This is a genomic window from Bradyrhizobium sp. WYCCWR 12699 (assembly GCF_032144035.1).
Taxonomy (GTDB): Bacteria; Pseudomonadota; Alphaproteobacteria; order Rhizobiales; family Xanthobacteraceae; genus Bradyrhizobium.
In genome coordinates this window covers 582,879-598,808 of sequence record NZ_JAVTJN010000036.1, presented here as the reverse complement: position 1 = coordinate 598,808, position 15,930 = coordinate 582,879, and the positions used below count along the sequence as shown (strand labels likewise).

General features: G+C 64.0%; 14 protein-coding genes. 3 read left to right on the top strand and 11 right to left on the bottom strand.

Annotated elements, in window-relative coordinates:
- Positions 1–175 precede the first annotated feature (175 nt).
- From RPS27_RS27740 to RPS27_RS27730, 3 genes are read right to left on the bottom strand one after another with little or no spacing between them, the layout of a single operon-like run.
- Positions 176–1,171, bottom strand: a complete 996-nt coding sequence (locus RPS27_RS27740) for an ABC transporter substrate-binding protein (protein WP_212066001.1) — start codon at positions 1,169–1,171, stop codon at positions 176–178.
- 20 nt (positions 1,172–1,191) lie between these two features.
- Positions 1,192–2,001 (bottom strand): ABC transporter ATP-binding protein, encoded by an 810-nt coding sequence (locus RPS27_RS27735; protein ID WP_212066002.1) that lies wholly within the window; start codon positions 1,999–2,001, stop codon positions 1,192–1,194.
- Positions 1,998–2,768 (bottom strand): ABC transporter permease, encoded by a 771-nt coding sequence (locus RPS27_RS27730; RefSeq protein WP_194402558.1) that lies wholly within the window; start codon positions 2,766–2,768, stop codon positions 1,998–2,000. Before RPS27_RS27730 ends, RPS27_RS27735 begins: the two co-directional genes overlap by 4 nt.
- A 106-nt stretch (positions 2,769–2,874) precedes the next feature.
- On the opposite strand from RPS27_RS27730, the gene RPS27_RS27725 reads away from it, so the two are divergent.
- Genes RPS27_RS27725 through RPS27_RS27715 form a run of 3 tightly spaced genes read left to right on the top strand, consistent with a single transcriptional unit; the run spans position 2,875 to position 6,348 of the window.
- Entirely contained in the window at positions 2,875–4,002 is a 1,128-nt protein-coding gene (locus tag RPS27_RS27725) for a mandelate racemase/muconate lactonizing enzyme family protein (RefSeq protein WP_212066003.1), read from the top strand.
- A complete protein-coding gene (locus tag RPS27_RS27720; protein ID WP_212066004.1) occupies positions 4,002–5,597 on the top strand; it encodes a GMC family oxidoreductase in 1,596 nt (531 codons plus the stop codon). The genes RPS27_RS27725 and RPS27_RS27720 overlap by 1 nt, the downstream gene beginning before the upstream one ends.
- Before the next feature lie 28 nt (positions 5,598–5,625).
- On the top strand, positions 5,626–6,348 hold the full coding sequence (locus tag RPS27_RS27715) for a GntR family transcriptional regulator (protein ID WP_063684293.1): 723 nt from the start codon (positions 5,626–5,628) through the stop codon (positions 6,346–6,348).
- Positions 6,349–6,353: 5 nt separating this feature from the next.
- Here the strand turns inward: RPS27_RS27715 and RPS27_RS27710 are convergent, their stop codons facing one another.
- Genes RPS27_RS27710 through RPS27_RS27675 form a run of 8 tightly spaced genes read right to left on the bottom strand, consistent with a single transcriptional unit; the run spans position 6,354 to position 15,796 of the window.
- Positions 6,354–8,144 (bottom strand): chloride channel protein, encoded by a 1,791-nt coding sequence (locus RPS27_RS27710; RefSeq protein WP_313754721.1) that lies wholly within the window; start codon positions 8,142–8,144, stop codon positions 6,354–6,356.
- Position 8,145: 1 nt separating this feature from the next.
- The gene (locus tag RPS27_RS27705; RefSeq protein WP_212066006.1) at positions 8,146–9,120 is read right to left on the bottom strand and encodes a formylglycine-generating enzyme family protein; all 975 of its coding nucleotides are present in this window, start codon (positions 9,118–9,120) and stop codon (positions 8,146–8,148) included.
- Between the two features lie 3 nt (positions 9,121–9,123).
- The gene (locus RPS27_RS27700) at positions 9,124–10,767 is read right to left on the bottom strand and encodes an arylsulfatase (RefSeq protein ID WP_212066007.1); all 1,644 of its coding nucleotides are present in this window, start codon (positions 10,765–10,767) and stop codon (positions 9,124–9,126) included.
- A 32-nt stretch (positions 10,768–10,799) separates the two neighbouring features.
- Entirely contained in the window at positions 10,800–11,573 is a 774-nt protein-coding gene (locus RPS27_RS27695; RefSeq protein WP_212066008.1) for a GntR family transcriptional regulator, read from the bottom strand.
- A gap of 4 nt (positions 11,574–11,577) precedes the next feature.
- Entirely contained in the window at positions 11,578–12,630 is a 1,053-nt protein-coding gene (locus tag RPS27_RS27690) for an ABC transporter ATP-binding protein (RefSeq protein WP_212066009.1), read from the bottom strand.
- Positions 12,627–13,466, bottom strand: coding sequence for a carbohydrate ABC transporter permease (locus tag RPS27_RS27685; RefSeq protein WP_212066010.1), 840 nt, complete (start codon positions 13,464–13,466; stop codon positions 12,627–12,629). The genes RPS27_RS27690 and RPS27_RS27685 overlap by 4 nt, the downstream gene beginning before the upstream one ends.
- The gene (locus RPS27_RS27680) at positions 13,463–14,398 is read right to left on the bottom strand and encodes a carbohydrate ABC transporter permease (protein WP_183231627.1); all 936 of its coding nucleotides are present in this window, start codon (positions 14,396–14,398) and stop codon (positions 13,463–13,465) included. Before RPS27_RS27680 ends, RPS27_RS27685 begins: the two co-directional genes overlap by 4 nt.
- Positions 14,399–14,401: 3 nt before the next feature.
- Positions 14,402–15,796, bottom strand: coding sequence for an ABC transporter substrate-binding protein (locus RPS27_RS27675; RefSeq protein WP_212066011.1), 1,395 nt, complete (start codon positions 15,794–15,796; stop codon positions 14,402–14,404).
- Positions 15,797–15,930: the final 134 nt, after the last annotated feature.

The window sequence follows — 15,930 nt, the reverse complement described above, 5'->3', positions numbered from 1 at the left end:
ATCTGAACAGGGGAGTGCAGCAGCGTAGTTGAGCGTGCGGAAGGGACGGGTGTTCGCTTCGGTGCTCAACACATGCTTGGTACGTCAGCAAATCATCGGCCGAGTGAAGACAACTGGAGCGCGCCGCACAGGTGACGTGTCCGGCGCGAACTCCGAGTCTCTCGGTGCTTTGGATCTAGGCGATCGTCTTCAAATACAGGCTCGGATCGAAGTATTTGCTCGCCGGCGTGAAGTCCTTGATGCCCGCATTGGCCATGAAGAAGTCCGTCGACTGCTGCAGCCAGTTGGTGACGGTCCCGTCCGAGTACATCCGCTTCCAGTCCTTGGACGTGAACATCTTCTGGGCCTTGAAGGACTCGTTGATATCTGACAATGGCGTCTGGCTGTAATGACCCTTCTGCAGCTTCTCCATCGCCTCGTTGCTGTTCGCGACGATGTAGTCGTTGGCATCCGCCCAGCCGCGGATCAGCTTGGCGAGGGTCTCCTTGTTGGGTTCGTAATAGTCGTTCGCCGCAGCCCAGCCGCCGATAATAGCCGCCTTGGGATAATAGGCTGACGCATCGGCAAGCATGGTCGCGCCCGGAACCTTGTCGCGGACCGTGACGTTGAACGGTACCCAGAGCGCCACGGCAGGCACGGCGCCAGAGATGAAGGCAGTAACGGCCGCCGGCATCGTCTGGTTGACGAGTTCGACCTCCTTTGGATCGACCTTGTTGGCCCGGAGCGCGGTGTCGAGGAACACGTGCGCCGTCGTGCCGGTCGCGGTTGCGATGCGCTTGCCCTTCAAATCCGCGAACGACTTGATGCCCTGATCGCCGCGAACCCAGAGCTGCGCCGTCGCCACCTCGATGTCGTTGATCAGAAATACCTTGCCTTGGCCGCGGGCCGGGAAGTTCGAGAGGACAGCGCCAGTTGCCAGCACGTCGAGGCTGCCACCAATCAGCGCCTGGAAGATTTCGAGGCCGGTGTTGAACTGCCGCAGTTCGAGATCGAGGCCCTGCTTTTCGAAGGAGCCGCGGTCCATGCCGGTCCAGATCTGGCCGTCGACGGCGACGGTGTGGAGATAGCCAACGCGAACCTTGGTTTTTGCCTGGGCGATTGCGGGGGCTGCGGCCGTGAAAGTGCCGATTGCCAGGCCTGCCGTCGTGGTCAGAAATTGCCGCCGATCCATGATGTGTCCTCCGTTACTTGTTATTCCGAGAATGAGACCGGACGCATCTGCGCCTGCTGGGCGCGATATTCGTCCATGACCAGCTGCCTGATATGACTGCGTAGCTCAGCGAATTCCGGACGTTCCTGGATCGATTCATCGCGCGGGTAAGCGAAGGGAACGTCGATGATCTCCTTGATCCGCGCCGGCCGCGCCGTCACCACCACGATGCGGGAAGCGAGGTAGATCGCTTCTTCAACAGAATGGGTAATCAGCATGACGGTCTTGCCTTCGGTCTCCAGCACCTTGAGCAGCAGGTTCTGCATGTTGGATCGGGTTTGGGCGTCGAGCGCCCCGAATGGCTCGTCCATCAGCAGAAATTGCGGTTTCACGGCATAGGCCCGCGCGATCGCGAGCCGCTGCCGCATACCGCCGGACAGATGTTTCGGATAGGAATTGGCGAAGTCAGACAGGCCCATCAGGCTGAGATAGTGATCGCAGATCGCGTCGCGCTCGGCGGTCGCGACATGGTTGGCTTTGAGCGTCAGGCCGAAAGCGATGTTCTGCTTCACCGTCAACCAGGGGAAGACGCCATACTCCTGAAAGATGACGCCGCGCTCGGGTCCGGGACCGGCGACGGGACGGCCGTCGAACAGGACTCTGCCGGTCGTCGGCTTCTGGAAGCCGGCGAGCATGCTCATCATCGTGGTCTTGCCGCAGCCGGACGGCCCGATCACCGCGATGAAGTCGCCGTCGTTGATGTCGTAGCTGACGTCCTCGACGACCATGAGGCGGCCCTTCGGCGTCTCGAAGGACAGCGACACCTTGTCGAACTGCGCGCGCTTTTTCATGCGATGGCCCGATCCTGCCAGACCAACAGCCGCGCGGTGATCTTGCGCAGGATCAAATCCATGATCAGCGCGATCAGGCCGATGCAGATGATGCCGACATAGATGACGTCGAGCAGGAAATAGGTCGAGGCATTCTGGATCATGGCGCCGAGCCCGCGCTGCGCCGCGATCAGCTCGGATGCGACCAGCGTCGCCCAGGCCACGCCCAATGCCACGCGCAGCGCAGTGAGAATGTGCGGGACGGTGAGGGGAATGATGACCTTGCGAAAGATCTCTGCCTGGTTGGCTCCGAGCGTCTGCGCCACGCGGATGTAGAGCGGGGTGATCTGCGACACGCCCTCATACATCACGATCACGCCGGAGAAGAAGGAGGCGTAGAACAGGATGACGAGCTTTGCGAGCTCGTCGACGCCGAAATAGACGATTACCAGCGGGATCAGCGCGATCGGCGGCAATGCACGAAAGAAGTTGATCATGGGATCGGCGAAAGTGCGGGCGGGGCGATACCAGCCCAGCAGAAATCCGACCGGCACGGCCACGAGGATGCCGAGCGCGACGCCGAGAAAGACGCGCCGAGTCGAAGCAAAGATGTCGATCAGCAGACCTTCCTTGGTCAGAAGCTCGAAGAATTTGGCGGCGACCTGGTGCGGCGCGGGGATCAGCGAGACGTTGACGAAGCCACTCCAGCGCACGGCGTACCAGAGCAGGATTGCACCGATCCACGGTATCAATCCGAGACCGAGGCGTCTCAGGCCGGCTCCGTTCATTCGACGCGTCCACCCAGATTGCGGTTGATGTTTTCAGAGGTCATATTATAAATAGGATGACCATACAAGTGGCGCCTTTGGTCGTAGGCGTCGCAGGCATTCCCGCATGACATCGCCGCCTTTCACCCTCCGAAGCGTCCAGGCCTTTGGCTATCGCTACCCGCTGACCGTGCCGGTCATCACGTCCTTCGGGCGGATGAAGGATCGGCCCGCCGTGTTCGTCCGCGTCGAGGACGGCGACGGCAATATCGGCTGGGGTGAAGTGTGGTGCAATTTTCCAGCACCGGGGGCCGAACATCGTGTTCGGCTCGTCAACGAGGTGCTGGCACCGGCCCTCGTCGGGTTCAACGCGCGTGAGCCGTCCGACGCGTTCGAACGCCTGACGCAGGGAACGTCGGTGCTCGCGCTGCAATCCGGAGAGGCCGGGCCGTTTGCGCAATCGATCGCCGGCATCGATCTGGCCGTCTGGGATCTCTACGCGCGCCGCCGGAACGTCGCGCTGTGGAAGCTGCTCGGCGGGACGAGGCGTACGATCAGGGTCTACGCCAGCGGCATCAATCCGGTCGGGTCCGAGCGGACGGCGGAAGCGACCCTGGCCCGCGGATACCGCGCGCTGAAGCTGAAGATCGGCTTCGATCCGGCAGGCGACCGCGCCAATCTCGCCGCGTTGCGCCGCCTCGTGGGTGAAGGTCTGCTCGCTGCCGACGTCAATCAGGGCTGGAGCCTGGCGCAGGCGCTGGAGCTTGCACCGCAACTCGAGCACTTCGCGCTCGCCTGGCTCGAGGAACCGCTTCGCGCCGATCGCCCCCGCCAGGAATGGGCGCAATTGCGCGAGGCCATCCGCTTTCCGCTCGCGGCCGGCGAGAACATCGCGAGCCATGCCGGCTTTGCCGAGGTGCTGCGTGAGCCGGTGCTCGGTGTCGTCCAGCCGGACATCGCCAAATGGGGCGGGGTGTCGGCTTGCGCGGGCATCGCGCGCGATATCCTTGCGTCGGGAAAGATGTTCTGCCCGCATTATCTCGGCGCCGGCATCGGTCTTCTGGCATCTGCGCATCTTCTCGCCGGCGTCGGCGGCGACGGACTGCTCGAAGTCGACTGCAATGAAAACCCGCTACGTGACCGGTTCTGCGGTCCGGTGCTCGATGTCCGCGACGGCATGATCGAGCTCGGCGACGAAGCGGGCCTCGGCATCACGCCCGATCTTGCCTCAATCGAAAATTACCGGACGATCTGATGCCAGCACGCGGTTATGACTACATCATCGTCGGCGCGGGCTCGGCCGGCTGCGTGGTCGCGAACCGATTGTCTGCAGATCCGGCCTGCCGCGTGCTGTTGCTGGAGGCCGGCGGATCGGATCGGAATTTCTGGCTGAAGCTTCCGGTCGGCTACTACCGGACCATCTACAACGAGCGGTTCTCGCGCCTGTTCAGGACCGAGCCTTCGGAAGGGAGTGGCGGTCGCGCTATCGTCTGGCCGCGCGGCCGTGTGCTGGGTGGCTCCTCGTCGATCAACGGTCTGATCTTCATACGGGGCCAGCATGAGGATTTTGACGATTGGGAACGCCTCGGTGCCGACGGCTGGAGCTATCGCGAGCTCCTGCCGTATTTTCGGCGCTACGAACGCTACCGCGGCGGCGAGAGCCAGTTTCACGGGGGGCTCGGCGAGTTCGAAGTCTCCGATCTCCGCAACGATAATCCGGCATCGAAGGCCTGGGTCGAGGCAGGCGTGCAGTTCGGCTTGCCGCGCAATCCCGACTTCAACGGCGCTACGACGCTCGGTGTTGGCACCTACCAGCTCGGCATCGGGCGGCACTGGCGGACCAGTTCGGCCTCTGCGTTTCTGCGTCCCGTCGCCGGTCGTCCGAACCTCACCATCATCACCCACGCGCAGGTCAGCAGGGTGATTTTCAACGGTCGCGTCGCGACCGGCGTCGAGTGGATCAGCAAGGGGCAGGTCCACAGCGCGACGGCTGATCGAGAGATCATCCTGTCGGGCGGCGCGCTGCAGTCGCCGCAGATCCTCCAGTTGTCCGGCGTTGGTCCGGCCGACCTGCTGCGCAAGCTCGGCATTCCCGTCGTTGCCGATTCTCCTGACGTCGGCGCGAATCTTCAGGACCATTATCAGGCCCGGCTGATCGTCCGCCTGAAGGAGCGGATTTCGCTCAACGATCAGGTCCGCAATCCCGTCGAGCTAACGAAGATGGGGCTGCAATGGATGCTGGCGGGCAGCGGTCCATTGACGGTGGGGGCGGGGCAGGTCGGCGGCGCAGCTTGCACCGAATATTCCGTCGGCGGACGGCCGGACGTGCAGTTCAACGTGATGCCGCTCTCGGTCGACAAGCCCGGCGAGCCTATGCACAGCTATTCCGGCTTTACCGCCTCGGTCTGGCAGTGCCACGGAAAGTCGCGCGGACAGCTTGCGATCAGTTCGACCGATCCGTTTGAGCAGCCGCGTATCGCACCAAACTATTTCGCCGAGGAGATCGACCGCAAGACCATTGTTGCAGGTCTGAAGATTCTGCGCGAGATCTATCGGCAGAAGGCGTTTCGACCGCTCTGGGATGTCGAGATGGTGCCGGGCCAGGCGGCCAGGGATGATGCCGGGCTGTGGGACTTTGCGCGCAACACGGGAGGCACGGTATTTCACTGTGTCGGGACCTGTCGCATGGGCCGCGACGCGCAGGCCGTGCTTGATCCGCAGCTGCGTGTGCGCGGCGTCGAGCGGCTGCGGGTGATCGATGCCTCGGTGATGCCGCAAATTACCTCGGCCAACACGAATGCGACCAGCCTCATGATTGGCGAACGCGGTGCAGCGCTGGTCATGGCTTGATCGCGCGACCGGAATTCCGGAGGACGAGATGGAATTGAGTTCCGACAGCCACGTCCCCAAATACGCACAGATCGCCGACATCTTCCGGCAGCGCATCGCGCGCGGCGTCTGGACTCAGGGCTTTCGCCTGCCGGCCAATGAGGAGCTCGCGGCCGAGTTCGGCGTGTCGCGCGTTACGATCAGGCAGGCGGTGGAGCTGCTCGCCCGCGACGGCGTAATCGAGGCGCAGCAGGGCCGCGGCACCTTCGTCACGGGGACCGTGCGGCAGGATCGCTGGCTCAAGGTCGAGACCACGCTGTCCGATCTCGCCGACATGTATCGCGACACTTCGCCCGAGATCATCAATATCTCGGAAAGCCGCACCAATGCGCCGCTGCTTCCCGGCGACGGCAAGCCGGCCGAAAAATATGTCTTCATGCGTCGGCTGCATTCGCGGGAGAAGCAGCCGTATTGCGTCATTTCCATCTATCTCGACGAGAAGATCTTCCGCAGGTCACCGAAGCGTTTTCGCAACGAGACCGTGATTCCAATCCTGAACGATCTCAGGGATCCCGCCATCGCCAGCGCGCGCCAGACCCTGACGATAGGTGCCGCGGACATCGAAGCCGCGCGGCTGCTGCGCGTGCCGCTGAATTCGCCGGTGGCAGAAGTCCGCCGCATCTTCACGACCGCGGACCGCACCGTGATCTATCTCGGCGAAGTCACCTATCGCGGCGACTTCGTGCGGATCGACATGGATCTGCGGCCCTAGCCCTCTCAACGCGAGAACAGTTCCTGGTTCCGGCGCTCAAGCTCCTCCCCGTAGGTGCGCAGGACGTGGGATTCGCTTAAGGTGCCGATCGTCGCGCGATGATCGGTGCGATCGACGACCGCGAGCACATCGGCCTCGCTGCGTTCAAAGGCCTTCAGGATCTCGCGCACCGGCGTGGTCGGGAGCAGGCACTCATCCTGTTGCTGGGCCAGTGACCCGAGCTGCTCGTCGTCCTGGTTGGCGACGGAATGCAGCGTCGCGGCGGGCACGATGCCCGCATAGATGCCGCTGGGATCGCGGAGCACGATCTGGCGAACCTGTGCCGGCGAGAACAGCTTTTGCGCCTCGCCGATCGGCATCGTCGTCAGCGCGTTCTCGAAGTCGGTGCGCATCAGCGAAGCCGCGCTCATCTGCCGTACCCAGCCGATGTCCTGCGGGCCGCGGATCACCTCGCCGCGCAGATGGAAGCGCCATGTGGCGAAGCTGTACCCGAATAGCTCGCGCACGATCAGCGCGCAGACCGACGACGCGACCACCGCTCCAACGGTGACGGAGAAATCGCCGGTGATCTCAAGCGCAAGACACACCATGCTGAACGGCGCGCCAAGGACGCCCGTCCCGAGTGCGGCGAGCGCCGCGATGGCGGCCGTGCCGGGTTGAAGCGCCAACGTGGGAAGAGGGCCGGTCAGCACGATGCTGTAGAGCTGCCCGATCAGCGCGCCCAGCAACAGCGAGGCGAAGAACAGGCCGCCGCGGAAGCCGGAGCCGAGCGAGATGGCGGAGGCGAGGATCTTGAACACGATCGTGGTCGTGAGCAGAAGCCAGGTCGGATTGCTGACCAGCAGGATCTGCATCGCGCCGTGACCGGCGCCGAGCACAGTGGGCGTCAGCAAGGCGAGGCCGCCGAGGAGGAGGCCGCCGAGAATTGGGCGCAGGAAGCCCTTGAACACCGTGATGCGCTGAAACCAGCGCTCGGAGAATGCGACGGCGAGCATCACGAGGATGCTGACGAAAGCGCAGATGATGCCGATCAGCACCGTCTGCCCGATCATTTCGACGGAAACCGGCGAGGGAAATCCAGGCACCATCAGGAAGGACTGGTGCGTCAATTGCCGCGCGACGAGCCATGCGGTGACGGCGCTGGCGATGACGGGCACGAGACCGGCGGACGTATAGGCGCCGAGCACGACCTCGAAGGCGTAGAAGGCGCCCGCGAGCGGTGCGGAAAATGCGGCGCTGATCGCCCCCGCGGCGCCGCAGGCCACCAGCAGCCGCATGTCGTTGCGACGGGCAGCCAGGCGCTGGCCGACATGGGAGCCGAACATCGAGCAAATCTGGGTATAGCCGGCCTCCAGACCGACCGATCCGCCGAACCCGTTGGACAGCAGCGTCTGGATCGAGATCAGCAGGCTGCCGCGAAAGGACACCCGGCCGCCATAGAGCGCATTGGCCTCGATTGCGTCGGCGAGCTGCTGTCCCTTCACGCGCCGGGCGAAATACAGTCCGATCAGCGCGAGCACCAGGCCGCCGATCATCGGCACGAGCAGCGTGCGCTGCCAGGAAATCACGCCGGTGGCGCTGAGATGTGCATCGAAAGGAATGTCGAACAGCAGGGCGTGAGAAACCTGGCTGAGGCTCGAGATCGCAGCCACCAGCACGCCACTGAGCAGCCCGACGACGATCGCGACCAGTACAAGGCCGGTCTCGCGATTGCGCACGAAGTTGCGCAGGAACAACGGCAGCAGGCGGATGCCGGGAGCCGCGGCCGGCTTCGCAGGATGTGATGCCGGCGCCATCCTAGGCCGGATCCCGCAGCGGTTCGGTGCGCACGACGCGGAAGCCGATATTGCTGGACGCGGAGTCGGGCGTGTTGGAGCTTCGCGCCGCGACGCGGTAGCGATTGCAGTAGGATTCGTGGCAGAGGAAGGATCCGCCGCGCATCGACCGGTTGGGAGCAGGCTCGCGGTTCAAGGGATCTCGCGATGGCGTGAGGCGGTGATAGCTCGGCGAAAAATAGTCTTCGCACCATTCCCAGACGTTTCCGGCGACATTGTGCAGGCCATATCCGTTGGGCACGAAACTGTGAACCGGCGCCGTACCGAAATAGCCATCATCCACGGTGTTGCGGTCGGGAAAGTTGCCCTGCCAGATATTGCAGCGATGCTCGCCGCCGGGCGTCAGCTCGTCGCCCCAGGGGTAGGTGGCCCGGTCCAGCCCGCCGCGCGCGGCCATCTCCCATTCCGCCTCGGTCGGCATGCGGGTGCCGGACCATCGGCAATAGGCCTGTGCGTCGTTCCAGGAGACGTGGACGACGGGATGATCGAGCCTGTCCAGGATGTTGCTCGCGGGTCCTTCCGGCTGCGCCCAATAGGCGCGCGTCACCGGGACCCACCATGGCGTTTCCTGAACGCGCGTCGTGCGGGCCGCACGTGTCTCTTCTGGCAACAGCCCTTCGAAGACAAAGCTCCAGCCGTAGCGTTCGGCATCCGTCGTGTAGCCCGTGGCCCGGACGAAGTTGCCGAATTGCAGATTGCTCACGGCGTGGCAGGCAATGGCAAACGGCGACAACGTCACCAGCCGTACCGGGCCTTCGCCGTCCTCGACGAAGCCGATGCCGGCGGATCCCATGTGGAAGGTTCCGCCGATCAGCGAGCTCCAGCGGCGCAGGATCGGAGTTGAATTGGGAGTGATCGCCGCTTGCGCATCCTCGCCCGTCGCCGGCCCGCTGCCGGCGGCGCGCTGGGTGCAACAGTGTGAGCGATCCCCGGTCATGTCCTATTTCTGCTTCTCTTCCTCCCAGAAGGCTGTGCCGCCTTCCGCCTTCATCAACTCCAGAATCTTCTCGCGTGGGATCACGCCGCAGCGATTGGCCCATTGCTGATACTGCGCCGTCATCTCGCGGACGCGATCCGGATGCTGCGCGGCGAGATCGTTCATCTCGGTGCGGTCCGTCTCCATGTCGTAGAGCTCCCAGGGGCCGGGATACTTCCGCACCAGCTTCCACTTGCCGACGCGAACGGCCGCGTTGCCCTCGTGCTCCCAGAACAGCGGGCCACGGTTGCCATACGCCGAGGCGAATGACGGCACCAGGCTCTCGCCTTCGCAGGGCAGGATGGCGTTGCCGTTATACTCCTTGGGATAGGTGGCGCCGGTGACGTCGAGGATGGTCGCCATCACGTCGGTGAGCTGGCTCGGATTGTGCCGCAGGCCGCCTCTCTCGGAAATGCCGCGCGGCCAGTGCACGATGAACGGGGTTGCGATGCCGCCTTCGTGGATCCAGTGCTTGTAGAGACGGAACGGCGTGTTGGAGAGGTTGGCCCAGGCGGTGCCGTAACTCTGGTAGGTGTCCTCGGCGCCGGGCATCAGGGTCGGGTCATTGCCGAAGCGCACCGGTCTGCCGTCGCGCGTCTTCGCCTGCGCGATCATGAGCTGGTCGACCAGCTCCTTTGCCGTGACGCCTTCCGGAATGTCCTCGGCGCAGGCGCCGTTGTCGGAGAGGAAGATGATCAGCGTGTTGTCCATCTGGCCGGTCTCGTCCAGCGCCTTCAGGATGCGGCCGATGCCCTGGTCCATGCGGTCGATCTGGGCCGCGTAGACCTCCATGCAGCGCAGCGTCCATTCGCGCTGCTCCGCGTCGGTCCACGGCGGTTGGGTCGGATCGCGATCGGTCAGGCGCCAGTTCGGATGGATGATGCCGTCGTCGACCAGGCGCTTGAGGCGCTCCTCGCGCAGCCTGTCCCAGCCCGCATCGAAGCGGCCCTTGTACTTGGCGATGTCCTCGTCATGGGCATGAAGCGGCCAATGCGGCGCCGTATAGGCGACGTACTGGAAAAATGGCGCGTCGGGCTTCTGCGCCTTGTGCTGGCGGATGAAGGCGGCAGCCTGATCGCTGATCGCATCGGTGTAGAAGAACGAGGGATCCTTCACCGCCTCGTCCTCGATATTGTCGTTGCCGCGGGTGAGCGTGTTGGGATGGTAAAACGAGCCGGCGCCGATGATGGTGCCGTAGAAGTGGTCGAAGCCGCGCTGCATAGGCCATGCGTCGGTCGGCTCCGTCAGGCTGCTGGCGATGTGCCATTTGCCGCTGAGGTAGGACGTGTAGTTTCTGCTCTTCAGGGCTTCGGCGATCGTCACGCAGCTCTTGTTCAGATTGCCGGCATAGCCTTCCGGGCCGTTGCTGTAGGTGAGGATGCCGATGCCGGTCTGGTGCGGATGCAGGCCGGTGAGCAGCGAGGCGCGCGACGGGCTGCAGCGTGCGGTGTTGTAGAACTGCGAATAGCGCAAGCCATTCGCCGCGAGGCGGTCGAGGTTCGGCGTCTGGATTTCGCCGCCGTAACACCCGATGTCCGAAAAGCCCATGTCGTCGTTGAGGATGAGCAGGATGTTGGGGCTATCGGGGGTCTTTGCGCCATTCGGCATGTTTGTGTCCTCGTTCTCGACGTGTGTCGTTGCTAGTGGCGGCGCGTCAGGCTGATGCTGAGGCGGAAATATTTCGGCAAGTACACGGCGCGCAGCAGCTCGAGCGCCCGTCCGTCCTTGCCGAAAGTAACGCGCTCGATGGAGAGCAGGGGCGAGCCGACCTTGACCCCCAGCAGCTTGGCGCTGCCGGCGTCGGCGAGGTCGGCGCTGATGGTCTGCTGGGCGTCCTTGATGGCGAGGCCAAGCTCGTCCTCGAAGACGCGGTACATGATGATCGAGACCAGATCGCGCTTCTCGAGCTCGAGACCGATATCCGGGGGATAGAAGGCGTGCTCGATGGCGATCGGCGTGTCGTCCGCGAGCCGCAAGCGCCGGAGCTGCCAGACGGCGCGCTCGCGCAGCTGCTCGCGAACGGCGGCGTCGTGCCGGTTGGTCATGCCCTGCTGCAGGATCGTGGCGCCGGCCTGGTAGCCGGCATCGCGGATAGTTTCCGAAAAGCCCATGAGGTGGCCGACCCAGTTCTCGGGCTGGTTCGAGCGCAGGAAGGTGCCGCGGCCGCGCGAGCGGTCGAACATGCCTTCGTTCACGAGGGGGGCTATGGCGTTGCGGATGGTGATGCGGCTGACGCCGAAATGGCGGCCGAGTTCGGCCTCGGTCATCAGGCGGCCGGTCCCGTCGATCAACTTACCGTCGCGCACCTGGCTGCGAATGGATTCACGGATCTGGATATGCAGGGGCGTCGAGACTTCCGCAACGACATCGCTGCCGAGCGGCGCGGCCTTCTTCTTGCGTGTTTGAATAGCCATGGTGTCAGAGCCGCATGCGTGTTGCTGGATCGAACAGATGAATGTCTTGCGGTCGGGCCGTGATCGAGATCGTGTCGCCCTCGCCGGGAATGTTTCCGTCGGCGACGCGCATGCGGATCATGGTGCCGGCGCAGTCGAGGTCGAGCACGGCGGTATCGCCGAGATCCTCAATCAGGTCGACGCGCGCGCCGAGGCCCCCCTCCGTCATGCGGAGGGCGCCGGGCCGAAGCCCGACCACCACGTCGCGCTCACCCGCGGTCGTGGCCGTCGTCTTGAGACGATGGCCTGCGATGATGACGTCGCCATCCACGTAGCGGGCAGGGACGAGGTTCATCGGGGGATTGCCGATGAAGCCGGCAATGTCGATCGAGTTCGGGCGGGCGAACACCTCCGCGGGCGTGCCGACCTGCTGAATTTCGCCCGACATGAACACCGCCATGCGGTCCGCAAGGGTCATGGCCTCTTCCTGGTCGTGGGTGACGTAGACGGCGGTGACGCCGAGCGAGCGCTGCAGCTTCTTCAACTCGGCGCGGGTTTCCAGCCGCAGCTTTGCATCGAGGTTCGAGAGCGGTTCGTCCAGCAGGAACAGGCGAGCCTTGCGCACGATGGCGCGGGCCAGCGCGCAACGCTGCTGCTGGCCGCCCGAAAGCTGACCCGGCTTGCGGTCGAGCAAATGGTCGATCTTCACCTTGCGAGCCGCGTCCTTCACGGCGGGCGTGATCTCGGCCTTCGGCAGCTTGGCCATCTCCAGCGGGAAGGCGATGTTCTCGGCCACCGTCATGTGCGGGTAGAGTGCGTAGCTCTGGAATACCATGGCGATGTCGCGGTCCCGCGCATCGGTCGAGGTGACGTCCTTGTCGTCGATCAGCACGCGGCCGGCGGTCGGTGCATCCAGACCTGCGAGGATGCGCAGCGTCGTGCTCTTGCCCGAGCCGGACGGCCCGAGCAGCGCGAAGAACTCGCCCGGCTGGATGTCGAAATTGACGCCCTTCAGAGCGGCGAACTCGCCGTGCATCTTGACGATGTTGCGAAAACTGACCTGACCCTGGCCGCTCATCGGCGTCCTCCGCCCTTGACTGCACCGACCGTCAGGCCCTTCACGATATGCTTCTGCGCGACCACGCCGAGGACGACGACAGGCAGCATGGCGAGAACCGAGACCGCGGCGAGCTTGGCCCACAGCGTCTGCTCGACGGAGACGAAATTGAACATGGCGACCGTGACCGGACGCACCGTGTTGCCGCTGAGCACGACGGCGAACAGGAATTCGTTCCACGCATTGAGGAACACGAACACGATCGTCACGGCGATGCCGCCCCGGACCTGCGGAATGATGATCCGCCACAGCGTCTTCAATCGGCTGGCGCCGTCGAGATAGGCGGCTTCCTCCATCTCGAAAGGAATGTCCTCGAAATAGGAGACCAGCAGCCAGATCGCGAAGGGCAGGGAGAACGACAGATAGATCAGGATGATGCCCTGATAGGTGTCGATCCAGCCGATGTTCCGCAGCACCAGGAAGTAGGGGATGATGATGCCGACCGGCGGCAGCATCTGCGTGGCCAGCACGTAGAAGCCCGCGAACTTCTTGCCGCGAAAGCGCAGGCGCGCCAGCGCATAGGCCGCGGGCACCGCCATCAGCATGGTGACCACGGTGGTGCCGACGGAGATGATGACGCTGGAGAGCAGGTTCGGCAGGATCGATCCCGAGCCGAACAAAACGTCGCGATAGGCGTCCCACGTCGGCGTGAACACCAGCTTGGGCGGATAGGCCAGCACGTCGGAATCGGTCTTGAGTGAATTCATGACGCTCCAGACGATCGGAAACGCCCAGGCGAGCAGGAAGACCGTGGAGATCGCCAGCAGGGCCATGATGCGGAGGCGCTTGGCGGTCATTTCGCCCTCCGCATCGCGAACAGGATGCCGGAGATGATGATGGTCACGACCAGGAGCGCGACCGCGAGCGCTGAACCGTAGCCGATCGACAGCTCGGTGAAGGATTTCCGGTAGGCATAGAGATTGAGGATCTCGGTCGCCGTGCCGGGGCCGCCGGCGGTGACGGTGAAGATCGCCGCGAACGCGGTCAGCGCCACCATGGTCCGCATGATGATGACCATGACGATCGCCGGGCGCAGCAATGGCAGGGTGATGCGGCGAAAACGTTGCCAGGCGGAGGCGCGGTCGAGCCGCGCCGCCTCGTAGATGTCTTCGGGCAGCGAGGCGAGCGATGCCAGCAGCACCATGAACGCGAACGGCGTCCACTGCCAGGTGTGGATCGCGATCACCGAGACCATCGCGAGCGTGGGATCGCCGAGCCAGTTCTTGCTGCCGAGACCGGCATTGATGGCGAGGAAGTCCACGATGCCGAATTCCGGCGCCAGCATGAAGGTGCGCCAGATCATTCCGACCACGGCTGGCGACAGCACCACGGGAAGGATGGCGATGACCCTGAACCAGCCCTGGCCACGCTTCATGTCCATGACCAGCAAGGCGAGCGCGAGGCCAATGATGACCTGCAGCGCGACGGTCGAGCCGGTATAGACGAGGCTCACCAGCAGCGAGGTCCAGAAGCGCTCGTCGGAGAGCAGCACCTGGTAGTTCTCGAATCCGACGAAGCCGTTGGTGAACGGCATCGCCAGATCCATCCGGAACGCACTGGTATAGACCAGGAAGAGCAGCGGAAACGTCGTCGTGGCGAGCAGCGCAAGAAACGCCGGTGCGAGCAGGGCTGCTGCGAACCGGCGCTCGCGCTGCGCCAGGACGCGGCCGAAATCGCTGCGAGGCGCCTCGCTCGCGATCCCGGCCGATGTCACCGCTGTCGTCGCCATGGCTCAGCCGCGCATCATCGGTTCGATGCGGCGCTGCGCATCGTCCAGCGCGGCCTTGATCGTGACCTGGCCGGAGAGGGCCGACTGGATCGCGGTCGCCATGGTGTCACCGATCGCCGGCCATTGCGGCACGCGCGGACGCCAGTCGACGTCGGTGTCGTCCTGCAGGGCCCCCATCGTAGCCTCGACGAAGTTTTCGCCAAAGCCGTTCATCAGCTTGATGTAGTCGGGATCCTTCCACACCGAGGTGCGGTTGACGCCCGAGCGTTTGGTGGGACCGGCGAACTTGTGCGCGGTGCGCGCCTGGGTCTCAGCGCTCGCGGCCCATTGGATGAACAGCCAGGTCGCCTTGCGCTTCTTCTCCGGCAGTGCGGAATTGATCGGGAAGCCCCAGTTCCAGATCGACGTGGTGCGCTTGCCCGAGGGGCCCTTGGGCCAGCGCGCATAGGCGACCTTGCCAATCACCTTGGATTTTTCGGGATTGTTGATGACCGAAGCCGATGAGTGTGCGTCGATGTAGCTGGCGACGGTGCCTTGCGAGAAGGCGTCCGCGATATCGGGCCAGTTCCAGTTCGCCGCCGCGGTCGGCGCGTACTTCTTCATGATGTCGACGTACCAGGCGAGCGCCGCCTCGGCCTCGGGGCCATTGACGGTGAGCTTGCCGCCCTTCATCCAGTCGCCGCCGAACTCGCGGAAGATCGACGGATAGATGTACATGTTCTGGCCGGCACCGGCGACGCCGCGCAACGCTGCGCCCCAGACGCGATCGTTCGGTGTGTTCAACGCCGCGGCATTGGACATGTAGGCCTCTAGCGTGTCGGCCGGCTTCAGGCCCTTCGCGTCATAGAGGTCCTTGCGATAGACCTGAATGGTGACTTCGCCGTCATAGGGCATGCCATAAAGCTTGCCGTCGATGCCGTTGGCGCTGCGCCAGGCCGGAATGATGTCGTCGAGCTTGAACCAGGCCGGATCGGTCAGCGATTTGTCGGCAAGGTAAGTGTCGAGCGGCTCGACCCATTTGTTCGCGGCATAGAGCGCGTAATACATGGGATCGGCGGCGTGGGTTGCGTAGGTGCCGGTCTTCGAGGTTAGGTCGATGACGCTCTTCTGCCGGATCTGCGCCGGCGGAATCTTCTCGAAGCGAACGTCGATGCCGGTGAGCGCCTTGAACTGCGGCGCCAGTGCAATGAGGTTTTCGAAATAGCTCGCCGGGATCACGGCGACCGTGATGGACTCGCCGGACACCTGCTGCCAGTCGATCTGAGCGGATTTGTAAGGCGCAAGGTCGGCGTCCTGCGCGGCAGCTTGCCGGAGAAAGGCCGGACCAAGCGTCGCGAAAGCGGCGGCTGCGGTTCCGGTCTTGAGTAGCGTTCGTCGCGTCGGCGTGAATGACGGCATGCGGTCCTCCCGAAAATCCGGATTAATATTTCCGGTTAGTTAGGACATTTGCCCAAATGTTATAACAAGTCAACCGCGACAAATTGGGTGTCCTCCGGCCATTTGGCGCGGAGCGCGGAACGACTGCGGACCTC